General features: G+C 35.4%; 13 protein-coding genes. 6 read left to right on the forward strand and 7 right to left on the reverse strand.

Annotated elements, in window-relative coordinates:
* The first annotated feature begins 12 nt into the window (after positions 1-12).
* Entirely contained in the window at positions 13-915 is a 903-nt protein-coding gene (locus NSQ18_RS10270; RefSeq protein ID WP_016837857.1) for an ABC transporter permease, read from the forward strand.
* 88 nt (positions 916-1,003) lie between these two features.
* Here the strand turns inward: NSQ18_RS10270 and cysK are convergent, their stop codons facing one another.
* The 4 genes from cysK to NSQ18_RS10290 all read right to left on the reverse strand — a co-directional run bounded on the left by cysK (position 1,004) and on the right by NSQ18_RS10290 (position 4,663).
* Positions 1,004-1,927: a cysteine synthase A gene (gene cysK, locus NSQ18_RS10275; protein ID WP_016837856.1), complete on the reverse strand. Its 924-nt coding sequence runs from the start codon at positions 1,925-1,927 to the stop codon at positions 1,004-1,006.
* A gap of 144 nt (positions 1,928-2,071) precedes the next feature.
* Entirely contained in the window at positions 2,072-3,082 is a 1,011-nt protein-coding gene (locus NSQ18_RS10280; RefSeq protein ID WP_168412755.1) for an aliphatic sulfonate ABC transporter substrate-binding protein, read from the reverse strand.
* Between the two features lie 14 nt (positions 3,083-3,096).
* Positions 3,097-3,849, reverse strand: a complete 753-nt coding sequence (locus tag NSQ18_RS10285) for an ABC transporter permease subunit (RefSeq protein WP_172597892.1) — start codon at positions 3,847-3,849, stop codon at positions 3,097-3,099.
* Entirely contained in the window at positions 3,815-4,663 is an 849-nt protein-coding gene (locus NSQ18_RS10290; RefSeq protein ID WP_016837853.1) for an ABC transporter ATP-binding protein, read from the reverse strand. Before NSQ18_RS10290 ends, NSQ18_RS10285 begins: the two co-directional genes overlap by 35 nt.
* Before the next feature lie 147 nt (positions 4,664-4,810).
* Between NSQ18_RS10290 and NSQ18_RS10295 the strand changes: the two genes are divergently transcribed.
* Complete coding sequence (locus NSQ18_RS10295) at positions 4,811-5,410, forward strand: Crp/Fnr family transcriptional regulator (protein WP_016837852.1); 600 nt, start codon at positions 4,811-4,813, stop codon at positions 5,408-5,410.
* Between the two features lie 143 nt (positions 5,411-5,553).
* On the opposite strand, the gene NSQ18_RS10300 is transcribed toward NSQ18_RS10295, so the two are convergent.
* Together NSQ18_RS10300 and NSQ18_RS10305 are read right to left on the reverse strand one after the other, a co-directional pair.
* Positions 5,554-6,645: an aromatic acid exporter family protein gene (locus NSQ18_RS10300; protein ID WP_016837851.1), complete on the reverse strand. Its 1,092-nt coding sequence runs from the start codon at positions 6,643-6,645 to the stop codon at positions 5,554-5,556.
* A gap of 234 nt (positions 6,646-6,879) precedes the next feature.
* Complete coding sequence (locus tag NSQ18_RS10305) at positions 6,880-8,169, reverse strand: glutamate-1-semialdehyde 2,1-aminomutase (protein WP_339287970.1); 1,290 nt, start codon at positions 8,167-8,169, stop codon at positions 6,880-6,882.
* A 116-nt stretch (positions 8,170-8,285) separates the two neighbouring features.
* On the opposite strand from NSQ18_RS10305, the gene bcp reads away from it, so the two are divergent.
* From bcp to perR, 3 genes are all read left to right on the forward strand, one after another.
* The gene (gene bcp, locus NSQ18_RS10310) at positions 8,286-8,762 is read left to right on the forward strand and encodes a thioredoxin-dependent thiol peroxidase (RefSeq protein WP_016837849.1); all 477 of its coding nucleotides are present in this window, start codon (positions 8,286-8,288) and stop codon (positions 8,760-8,762) included.
* 4 nt (positions 8,763-8,766) lie between these two features.
* The gene (locus NSQ18_RS10315) at positions 8,767-9,711 is read left to right on the forward strand and encodes a D-2-hydroxyacid dehydrogenase (protein WP_016837848.1); all 945 of its coding nucleotides are present in this window, start codon (positions 8,767-8,769) and stop codon (positions 9,709-9,711) included.
* A gap of 205 nt (positions 9,712-9,916) precedes the next feature.
* The gene (gene perR, locus NSQ18_RS10320) at positions 9,917-10,363 is read left to right on the forward strand and encodes a peroxide-responsive transcriptional repressor PerR (RefSeq protein WP_016837847.1); all 447 of its coding nucleotides are present in this window, start codon (positions 9,917-9,919) and stop codon (positions 10,361-10,363) included.
* A gap of 241 nt (positions 10,364-10,604) precedes the next feature.
* On the opposite strand, the gene NSQ18_RS10325 is transcribed toward perR, so the two are convergent.
* Positions 10,605-10,964, reverse strand: a complete 360-nt coding sequence (locus NSQ18_RS10325; RefSeq protein ID WP_016837846.1) for a YgzB family protein — start codon at positions 10,962-10,964, stop codon at positions 10,605-10,607.
* 131 nt (positions 10,965-11,095) lie between these two features.
* Between NSQ18_RS10325 and NSQ18_RS10330 the strand changes: the two genes are divergently transcribed.
* Positions 11,096-11,980: a nucleotidyltransferase-like protein gene (locus NSQ18_RS10330; protein WP_096552214.1), complete on the forward strand. Its 885-nt coding sequence runs from the start codon at positions 11,096-11,098 to the stop codon at positions 11,978-11,980.
* Positions 11,981-12,142 lie beyond the last annotated feature (162 nt).

Here is a 12,142-nt window from a genome sequence, read left to right on the forward strand (position 1 = left end):
GAGGGGGAGACTATGGCAGAAACAGCAACAAAAGACATGAATGTGCAAGTAGTGGAAGATAAAGTGACGTCTCCTTGGAAAGAAGCGTTACGCACTTTTCTAAGAAGTAAATCGGCTGTAGCGGGAACAGTCATTGTATTGTTTTTCATCCTTGTTGCACTTTTTGCTCCAATTATTGCTCCTGAAGGGATTAACGAGCAAAAGTTAGGAGATCCAAGCACTCATTTAGTACCTCCTTCAAGTGAATTTTGGTTTGGAACAGATGAATTTGGAAGAGATATTTTTTCTCGTGTTGTATGGGGGGCACAAATTTCTTTAACAGTCGGCTTTGGTGCGGTTGTATTGTCTGCTGTTCTTGGTAGTTTTTTAGGAATCATTGCAGGCTATTATGGTCGATGGGTTGATACGATCATTTCAAGGTTCTTTGATATTTTACTAGCCTTTCCAAGTATATTATTGGCTATTGCAATTGTTTCAATTTTAGGTAGTTCCTTACAAAATGCTCTCATTGCGATTGCTATCGTAAACGTGCCGAATTTTGGAAGGTTAATTCGTTCAAAAGTATTAAGTGTTAAAGAAGAAGAATATATAACAGCAGCAAAGGCAATTGGAATGAAAGATTCCAGAATATTATTAAGACACATATTGCCAAACTCTTTTGCACCAGTCATCGTTCAAGGTACATTAGCAATTGCGACTGCTATCATTGAAGCGGCAGCTCTCAGCTTCTTAGGGTTAGGAGCGGAACCGCCACAACCAGAATGGGGTAAAATGTTAGCGGATGCGCGCATTTATTTAATGAATGCACCTTGGACAATGATTTTCCCTGGACTTGCAATTATGTTAACTGTTCTTGGATTTAACTTAATGGGGGACGGATTAAGAGATGCACTTGATCCAAAAATGAAAAACTAAAGTCTTTCCAATTTGATAAATAAGAGCTTGCTGGAATTTTTGTCATTCTAGCAAGCTCTTTTTAGCATTATTGACTTTGGATCTTTATTTATACTTCAAATAAATCTGTCGATAAGTATCGTTCTCCAGTATCAGGTGCAAGGCACAGCACATTTGCTTGTTTAGGAAGGTCTTTCGCAAATTGAATTGCAAAATAGGCAGAAGCTGCGCCAGATGCACCGACTAAAATTCCTTCTTCACTAGCTAGACGTCTTGCTGTCTCTTGGGCAGCTCCATCTTCTATATGAAGAATTTTATCATAAATGTTTGTATTTAAAATTTTAGGGATGAATCCTGGTCCTGTGCCTGGGATTTTGTGTGGCCCTGGGCTTCCACCAGCGAGTACTGGAGATCCAGCTGGTTCAACAACGTAAATTTTCAAGTTTGGCAAAGCTTTCTTCAATTCTTCTCCTGTACCTGTAATAGTGCCGCCAGTACCTGCTGTTAAAACAAAAGCATCTAGTTGATTTCCGAAAGCATTTAATATTTCAACCGCTGTTGTATTTCGATGAGCATCCGAATTGGCTTCGTTCTCGAATTGGAGTGGAATGAAGTGATCTGGAATGTTTGCTGCAATTCGATATGCTTCATCAATGGCACCTTGCATTCTCAAATGACTTGGAGTTAAGTACACTTCTGCTCCATATGCCCGCATTAATTGAATGCGTTCTTTCGTTGCATTATCAGGCATCGTAATAATACAACGATAACCTCTAACTGCACAAACCATTGCAAGCCCGATTCCTGTATTTCCTGACGTTGGTTCAATGACGGTACTTTTCCCAGGGATTAATTTTCCTTCTTTTTCTGCACGTACAATCATATTATAGGCAGCGCGGTCTTTTACGCTCCCACCAGGGTTAAAAGATTCCAATTTTATATAAACGTTTGCTCCTTCAGGAGAAGGTAGTTTATTTAATTTCACAATGGGCGTGTTGCCAATAAGTTCTACGATCGAATTATATCTTTTCATAATGGACGTCCTTTCAAAGAGTGTTACTAAAAATTAACAGTACTTTCATTAAACGAAGACGGGCAACTTCTCCAAGTTGCTCATACCCATAGGATAAGGACAAGACTTGGTTAAGTGCCCGCATTTTACAATAAAATTTTGTTATTATTGTTCATTTAATACTTCATTTAAATAAGAAAGGTTTACAAGTCCTTCGATGTTGTCAGAATTAATGTATCCGGCTTCTTTTGAAATTACTGCCATTTCTTTAATGACATCTTCATTTACATCTGTTGTCGCTTTTAATCGAGCAAATGCTTTCGTTACTTCATCAGATGAAAGCTCTTTACCTGTAATTTCTTTAATATGATCTAAGAATAGTTGAATCGCTTCATCTGGATTTTCATTAATAAATTGAATCGCTTGAATATGCGCTTTTAAATATTTTTTTGTAAGTTCTGGGTTAGCTTCTGTAAATTTTGTTTGTGCTACTACAACAGTGTTTGTTGATTCACTGCCCCAAGCAAATTCATTTTCATCTAATAATAATTTAGCACCTGCAGTTGTTTCGATATTTACTCCCCAAGGTTCTTGAGTTGCAGCACCATCTAATTCTCCTTTTAATATTAATGCTGCTGTATCAGCTGGTGCTTGTTTAACTGTAATGACATCTTTCACATTTACCCCAGCGTCAATTAGAGATTTTCTTAAACCAACATCTTGCGTACTACCGAATGTTGGGATAGCGATTTTTTTACCAACTAAATCTTGCACAGAGTTTATATTTGAATCGCCAGCAACAACTAAAACCGCTCCACCGTTAACTGCACCTGAAATAATTTCGTGTTTTGGATTTTTAATAAATGTGTTTAAAGCTGGAGTAGGTCCTACTGTACCGATATCAATGGCGTTAGTTGACATAGCTTCCATGAAGGAAGAACCATCACTAAAAGTATTTGTAGAAATCTTTACATCGCCAAATTGTTCTTCAAAATATCCTTTTTTCAATGCCACAATTGTTGCGATATGTGTCATATTTGGGAAATAGCCGATACGAATTTCAGTTGCTTCAGAACTACCTCCAGATTCTCCACTATTTTCTGAACCGCTGTTTCCACATGCAGCGAGTACAAATACGATAAGTGATAAAATCGCTAAGTATAAAATCTTTTTCATTTTTACATCTCCTTTTAAGTTGATGAAATGCCCCATTTACGGAATACAAATTTTTCGAGGCGAACGAAGACAATATTGTCTATTAGAGAGCCAATGATTCCGATGATGATCATGATGCTGAAAATTAAATCCATCGCTTGAATAGAGCGGCCTAAGTCAAGCAATGTTCCAAGACCGCCACCACCGCCGCCAAGTAATTCTCCAGCAAGAACTGCTCGCCAAGCAAGAGCCCAAGCAATGCGAAGTCCTGCAATTAGCTGCGGGATGGAAGCTTTAAAAATAACAGTTCGGAATAAATGCCAGCCAGAAGATCCCATCGTTTGTGCTACACGTATCAATAGGGGATTTACTCCTTTAAATGCAGCGCTCGATGTAATGGTCACAGAGATGGCGGCACCTAATATGACAATAAATAGAACAGATCCTACCCCCAGTCCGAACCATAAAATGGCTAACGGCAACCAAACGATATTTGGAATCGCCTGTAAGCTTGTTACAAAAAATCCAAGCGTATCATCTACAACTTTATATTTATAAATTAATAATCCTAGTAGCAGCCCAATTACGATAGCAATAATAAATCCGATAATCAGCCTTAGTAGGGAAGCACCTGTAGCTTCTAGCAATTGACCAGAGGCAATTCCACTAATGAAAGTTTTAAATACAGTTACTCCCCCAGGTTCATTTGGAAAAAGTAGGGGTGGCCACATAAATGCAGGAAATAGTTGGAGTTTAGATATCGCTTCCCAAATTATTATGAGGATCAATATGAAGGCGATCCTTCTTAAGTGCGTAATCACTGCCTAATTCCTCCTTCAGCACTTTTTCCATCTCTTGCTCAAGCTCAGATAAAATGCGAGTTTCTAAATAATTTAAAATGCTGTCGGATGAATTGCGTGGACGTGCTGCCTGCACTGAAAATATATTTTTTATTCCACCTGGCCGTGTTTTCATTAATACAATTCGATCTGAAAGAACGACAGCTTCACGAATGTTGTGGGTAACAAAAATAACTGTTTTACCCGTTTCTCTCCATAAGGTCTCCAGTTCTTGATGAAGTACCATTCGCGTTTGTTCATCTAATGCAGCGAAAGGTTCATCCATTAATAATATTTCTGGGTCCATTACTAAAGCTCGAGCAATAGCAACTCGCTGCTTCATCCCTCCAGATAATTCATGAGGGCTTCTGTCAGCAAACTTGCCAAGGTGCACTTTTTGAATCCAATTCATTGCCCGCATCTTTGCTTCTTCTTTTGGCACTTTTTTTATAAGCAATCCATACATGACATTTTCTAAAACAGTCATCCAAGGAAATAAGCCGGATTCTTGAAAAACAACAATACGATCATTTCCAGGCCCTGTAATCGGTGAGCCATTAATTAGCACTTGTCCAGAAGTTTCTTTTTCAAGTCCAGCAATGATATTTAATAATGTAGATTTCCCACATCCAGAAGGTCCAAGTAAGGAGATGAATTCACCACGTTTTATTGATAGTGAAACATCTTCTAATGCAACTGTCTCGGAATGATTTTTCTTAGAAAACGTTTTGTATACGTTCTGTAATACAATATGTTCGGTCATTTTCATTCACCTAATTTCTTATAAAACAAACTAAATTAATGGGTTTTGTTGTTAAAAGAAATTTTAATCATTAATAAAAATAATTTCTGTCACTTTTGTTACAAAATTAAAAGATTTTAGTATAATCAAAGTATATAAGGAGGAATTATGGGAAAAATCGCAGATAAATTAATGCAATTCGGTGAGTTAGTTACAGTAAAAAGGGGAAAACCGATTTATCAAACAGGAGAGAAAATAAATTCATTTTATTATATTGAAAAGGGAATAGTGAAACTGGCTGCGGATTCTTTAGATGGTAAAACAACGACCATTTCTTTAAACGAGTCAAATGAGTTTTTTGGATATTTAGAATATTTAAAGGGATGTCAGGAATATACAAGATACGCTGTGGCGCTGACAGATTGTATACTTTATTCAATGCCGATTGATTTATTACATAATCCTTATATAAGAGAAAGTTTTATTTTTGATTCTTTGATACAACAATTAGAAAAAGCGGAACAGTTAAACTTCGTGCTTTCTACGATGACAGTTCCTGAACGGTTACGATGGTTGCTTTTAAAAATGGCAAAAGATAAAGAAGGAGTACTATTAATTGAATCTCCTCTGACCCATGAAGAAATGGCGAATTATCTTGGTTGCAGCCGTCAAAAAATCAGTAACTATTTAAGTAAATGGAAAAAAGATGGAGCCCTTTCTTATGATAGTGGAATCATTATGATAGTTGATGTTGAAAAACTACAATAAAATATTTTTCAGCCAACAAAGGGGGCGCGTTTGATGTGACCACCACAGGAGCAAAGTTTTTAAGAGAATATTACTATAAGAAGTAAGGCTGTTCAGAAAGTGTTCGACTTTCTGGACAGCCCCTATCTTTAGAAAACCCTCCATTAATAAAATTGCTCTTCTAAATCTTCATTGCGGTCTTGGCTATGGAAGTTGCGGAAGGAAACGATTAAAGTATCAAGATGTTCCAAGTTTTCCTCATAATCAAGAATTCGTGAAAAAATGTAGAATAAATGATAGCTAGAAAACTCTTCTTCACCTTCTCGTTGTTTTTCAATCTCGATTTGTTTAATTAATTGTTCCATTACTTCCGAACGATTTAAATGATGTTTACTAACAGACCATTTTGAATGCTCAGATCGAAGTTTTCCAGTATATTTCAATAACAGTTGTTCATGATACGTTAGCAAAAAGTCTAATCGTTCTTGGAGCATTGTTTGGAATGCGATTGGTAAATGGACGATTTCATTTTCGTGCTTATGAAGTCTCACGAGCAACTCAAAACTTTTCTTTGTTGTCAAAATCATTTGACGATACACAACAAGCCTGCGAAGTTGCGTATTTCGTTTCTTTTTGCTATATTGCCTCTCTTCCTTATATAAATCATAAATTGATTCAATTTCAGAGAGTCTTTTTTCAAATTTACTTAAAGCTTTTTTTGTTGAGACATGCTCTGAAGCACCTCGAATCGCTAATCTCGACCATCGAATGATATCATCCTGCAGTGTTTGAATAAGTCTAAATAACTTTACTTCATAACGAGGTGGCAGGAAGATCATATTGACGATAAAAGAAGCAAATACTCCAATCATTACCGTTGCGAAACGAATGATACTAAATTCCAAAAAATCATTGCCTTCATATACCATAATAACTACTACTGTAACGAGAGCTAATGAAAGGGATGAATTTAATTTCAATTTTAGCATAATGCCAATGACAATAATTGCTGCGATACCAATTGCCACAATATGATGGCCGAAAAATAGCCCGAATAAAACTGCGACAACTGCTCCAATCAAGTTTCCTTGAATTTGTTCCACAATCGTCAAATATGAACGATAGATGGAAGGTTGAATTGCAAAGATTGCAGCAATACCAGCAAAAACAGGCGATGGAAGACTTAAAAGTTCTGCTAAAAATAAAGAAAAGACGATTGCTACTCCTGTTTTTAATACTCGGGCGCCTAATTGCATAATGTAGCCCCCACTTTATAAAGTTTTAAGAAATTAAAATGAAGTAAATAATTCAATAACAATCTGATTCTCATTTATATTAATAAATCCCCCAAGGAAATATGCTAGTCAAAAAATAAGTATTGAAAATATGGTTAAAGCATGAAATCCTATTGTATCCCATTTAGCTTGCAGAAGGCAACATATCCCAAAATTATTAGGAGTGAAGCATTTAGGATTCCATACTTGCATTTCTTATTTTAATTTTGAAAAGGCATAATTTACAGCATCAATCGTTTCAAGAATATCCTCTTCTTTATGTTCAGTTGTTAAGAACCACGCCTCGTATTTGGATGGAGCCAAGTTGATTCCTTTTGAAAGCATTAATTTAAAGAATTTGGCAAACATTTCGCCATCCGATTGTTCTGCTTGTTTATAATTTTCAACTTTTTCGCTTGTAAAGTATACCGTAAGCGCTCCTTTTATTCGGTTGACTGTTATTGTGATGCCATGTTTCTCCGCAGCATCTAAAATTCCTTTTTCAAGCATTGCACCTAGACGATCCATTTCTTCATATACTCCCGGTGTTTGCAATACTTCAAGACAAGCGATTCCAGCTAACATAGACGCAGGATTTCCTGCCATTGTTCCAGCTTGATAGGCTGGTCCTAGTGGGGCTACTGTATCCATGATTTCCTTACGGCCGCCATACGCACCAATTGGTAGGCCTCCTCCGATAATTTTACCCATTGCCGTTAAATCTGGCGTTAGTCCTAGCAAGTCTTGAGCAGCTCCATAATGGAACCGGAAAGCTGTTATAACTTCATCATATATCGTAAGAGCACCAAATTCTTTTGCAACTTTATGAACATATTCTAAAAAACCTGGTTTTGGCATAACCATACCGAAGTTTCCAACGATTGGCTCAATTAAAATAGCAGCAACGTCTTCTCCCCATTTATCCATTGCCATTTGGAATTGTTCAGTATCATTATAAGGAACCGTAATGACTTCTGTAGCAACTGTTACAGGAACGCCAGCAGAGTCTGGTGAACCAAGAGTTGCTGGTCCAGAACCTGCAGCTACTAATACTTGGTCGAAATGCCCATGATAGCAGCCTTCAAATTTGATGATTTTTGTCCGTCCAGTATAGGCGCGAGCTACACGAACAGTCGTCATTACAGCTTCTGTACCGGAATTAGTAAAACGCACTTTATCTAAAGATGGAATGGCTTCTTTTAACATTTTGGCAAATTTTACTTCGTGAACCGTTGGAGTCCCAAAAAGCACCCCTGTTTCAGCAGCTAATTTTATGGCTTTTGCAATGTGTGGGTGTCCAAAGCCAGTAATAATTGGACCATATCCAGCTAAATAGTCAATGTAGCGGTTACCATCTACATCCCAAAAATATGGTCCTTCTCCTTTTGCCATTACAACGGGTGCCCCTCCTCCGACCGCTTTATAGGAACGTGAAGGGCTATTTACCCCTCCTACGATATGTTGTAAAGCTTCTTGATATACTTCTTCAGATTTTGTGTGAATCATCGTATTGCCTCCATTTTATAATTTCAACTTTATTTTAGCCTTCTTTGGTATAATACGCCAAAGAAATTGAAACATTTTACGCGGTTCGGTAGGATATTCAAAAGGGAGGAATTTTTATGAATGAATCTTTAGTAAATAAGGAAGCACCAGATTTCACGCTGTTAAATGAAAATGGTGAACCAGTGAGCTTAAGTAATTTTCGAGGAAAGAAAGTAATTCTGTATTTTTATCCGAAAGATATGACGCCTGGTTGTACTACGGAAGCTTGTGATTTCCGTGACCATTATGAATCCTTTGCCGATTTGAATGCTGTGATATTAGGTGTTAGTGGAGATTCGGCAGAACGACACAAAAAGTTTATTGAAAAATATGATTTACCATTTACTTTGCTAGTAGATGAAAATCATGAAGTATGTAAAAAATACGGCGTTTGGGTTTTAAAGAAAAATTTTGGAAAAGAATATATGGGAATTGAACGTTCTACATTTCTAATAGATGAAAATGGAATCATTATGAAGGAATGGAGAAAAGTTCGCGTAAAAGATCATATTAAAGAAGTTTTACAATATTTGCGTGATTTTAAAGGGGAGTAACGATATGAGGGTTTATTTCACATTTGATCCAAGACCAGATTTAAAAGAATCTTTACTAAAAGATTTTCCTGAAGTTGATTTTGTTTTCCATAAAAAAATCGATGAAGAAGAATTAGCGAAAGCGGAAGTGTTAGTTACTTACGGGGAAGATTTAGATAATGAAAAAATTAAAATTGCTGAAAAAGTAGAGTGGATTTTTGTAGCTTCTGCTGGAATTGAAAAAATGCCTGCACAAGCAATTGCCGATAGAGGTATTGTTGTTTCAAATGTGCGAGGCATACATAAAAAACCAATGGCAGAATCGATATTAGCTCATCTGTTATCGATTAAAAGAGCATTGCCATTTATTTATAAACAGCAGTCAGAAAAAATTTGGAATCAACAAACAAAATTGTATGAATTAAATGGTTCAACTGCTCTTATTTTAGGCCCAGGAGCTATTGGCAGTGAAGTTGGGCGTATGTTACAAGCATTTGAAGTATACACAATTGGACTCAACCGCAGCGGAGAAAGTGCTCTATACATGAATGAAACGCATTCAATGGATAAATTAAAACAATTGTTACCTAAAGCGGATATTGTCATCTCTATTTTGCCAAGTACAAAAGAAACAAAATACTTGTTGACTTATGAAGATTTTACTTTAATGAAAAATAATTGCATTTTTATGAATTTTGGACGAGGAGATTTAGTGCGAACAGAAGATTTAATAAAAGCACTTGAAGAAAAGCAAATTTTCCATGCAGTGTTAGATGTTTATGAAACGGAACCATTACCGAGTGATAGCAAGCTTTGGGAAATGGATAATGTAACGCTCTCACCTCATATTTCAAGCCGGTCTTCAAGATATTTAGAACGTAGCTTTGAAATATTTAAACCAAGCTTAAGAAAGTGGATGAACGGTGAGAGAGATTTAGAAAATGTTATGGATATTTTGCGTGGATATTAATTTTAAATTAGAATAAATATTATTTAAAAATTAGATTGTTATCATGATGAAAACTTCCAATAAATAATATATTGAACATAATAAATTTGAGAAAATCAATATACCGAGAGTTTAAATATGTCGAATTGTTGACGAATTTCAATTATTTAGGTACACTATTTATAACGATTATCAATTAATAATGAGTGGAAAGAGGTGCATGACGATGTCTGAATTGCATCTAAAAAATGCTCTAGACACGTTAAAGGCAACGGGCGTAAGAATTACTCCACAACGTCATGCTATTTTGGAATATTTAATTAATTCTATGTCTCATCCAACTGCTGATGAAATATATAAATCATTGGAAGGTAAATTTCCAAACATGAGTGTTGCTACAGTATACAACAATTTACGTGTATTTCGTGAAGCAGGTTTAGTTAAAGAATTAACTTATGGTGATGCAGCGAGTCGTTTTGATTTTGTAACAAACGACCATTATCATATGATTTGCGAAGGATGTGGGAAAATTACTGATTTCCACTACCCAGCATTAAAAGAAGTTGAACACTTCGCATCTCATGTTACTGGTTACAAAGTTAATTCTCACCGCCTTGAAGTTTATGGAACATGCCCTGACTGTCTAGAACAAAAGAATAAGCAAGTGCTATAAAAAATCCTAGTAACTTTCGTTGCTAGGTTTTTTATGTCTTCATAAAGATAGCTTGTATGCGATTAATGTTTATCTTTTTTATAAAGAGTTGGATGATAACGGTTGAGTTACTTGAAAGGTGAAAAATGAGAACAAATACATTCGTCGCAGATAAATAGTTGCGAAAATGATAAAAAATATTGGTCATAAGAATTTGAGCCTGCCCAAAAAGTTCTGTACTATTTGGACAGGCTCATTCGTTTTATTGATTATTTTTCGATTTTTTATTGTAATCTTCACTGAATTCTTTTCCTTCTAGTGACGGATCTAAAGTCAATGGTTCGTTGCAATACATGCAAATATCTACACGTCCTAACATTTTTGTATGCTTACCACAATTTGGACAAACTACTTTCACTGCCCGGGTTGATAACATTCCGATCCAAAGATAAACAACAGTGCTGGCAATAATACATAATAAACCTAAACCCATAAAAAGTAGAACTAATATAACACTATTTCTGAAAAATACGGCACCATACATGACTATAAATCCGATGAAAATTAGTGCAAGTGCGAAGGAACGTATTCTATTAATTTTGCTTGAATATTTTTTATTCATTAGAGTGCCCTCCCAATCTTGATATTAATATAACATAGACAAGAAGAATCGAGAAATAGAAAGAAAAAAGAAGGATTCTTCTCCCTAATGTCGAAAGGAATTATGATAATCGTAAAATAGGAGGACTATACATGGATTATATACTACGTTCCATTTATCAAGAACGTGCAAGTCAACCTGAAACCTTAGGAGTAATACTCGTTAATAAACGTGAAGATCAAATCAATTTAACAGATACATTTGATACGATTATTTTAATTATTGTTAAAGAAGCCCAGCAACCGATTTTTACAAAGCACTATTGTTACGAGGAACGAAAAGTTGCAATGCATGTCGTAACTGAAGATTTAATAAATAAATGGATTTACATAGGTAGAAACCGTCGATTAGTAGACTGGATTTTCCATGGGAAAGTCATGTTTGAGCGCAATGAATATATGAGTAATTTAAAAATGAAGTTGGAGGATTTCTCCTTTTTCGGACGAAAAATTAAGGCGGGCGTGCAGTTTGCGAAATTAGTAAGAAGTTATCATGAAGGAAAAGAGTTTTTTCAACGTGGAGATTATTTAGATGCATACAATCATGTAGTAAAATCTCTTCAATATTTGGCGAGACTATCAATCATCGAAAGCGGTCTATATCCAGAAGTGACAGTTTGGTCGCAAGTAAAAAAAATCGAACCTTCCATTTACAAATTATACGAAGAGTTAGTTACAAGTAGAGAAAGTATTGAAAAAAGATTAGAGTTATTATTTTTAGCGATTGAATTTTCTATGAATTCTAGAATTCAATCATGCTCTCAACATATTATGGAAACCCTTATTACAAAAGATCTTTGGACAATCCAAGATTTACATAATCATCATGAACTCAGATATTACTCAGTTGAATTGGAGCTTTTCGTTGAATTTTTAATTGAAAAAGGATACATTATAATTGAAGAAATTGAGTCCAAAAATGAATCCATTAGTCATCGATTATATCGAGCAAATACTAAACATTATCATGAGCAGTAAAGTATATAGATAGTTAAAACATAATTTTTCGAGGTTAAATAATTTTTATTTTTCCTCGAAAAATTTTTTCGTTAAATGTGTTGACATTTCGGGAATGTTTATTGTAATATAATTAACGTCGCTGAACGACATAATGTTTTCTCTTAATGAGTTCAAATAAAA

The organism is Ureibacillus sp. FSL K6-0786 (assembly GCF_037965165.1).
In the GTDB taxonomy this organism is placed as follows: Bacteria; Bacillota; Bacilli; order Bacillales_A; family Planococcaceae; genus Ureibacillus; species Ureibacillus thermosphaericus.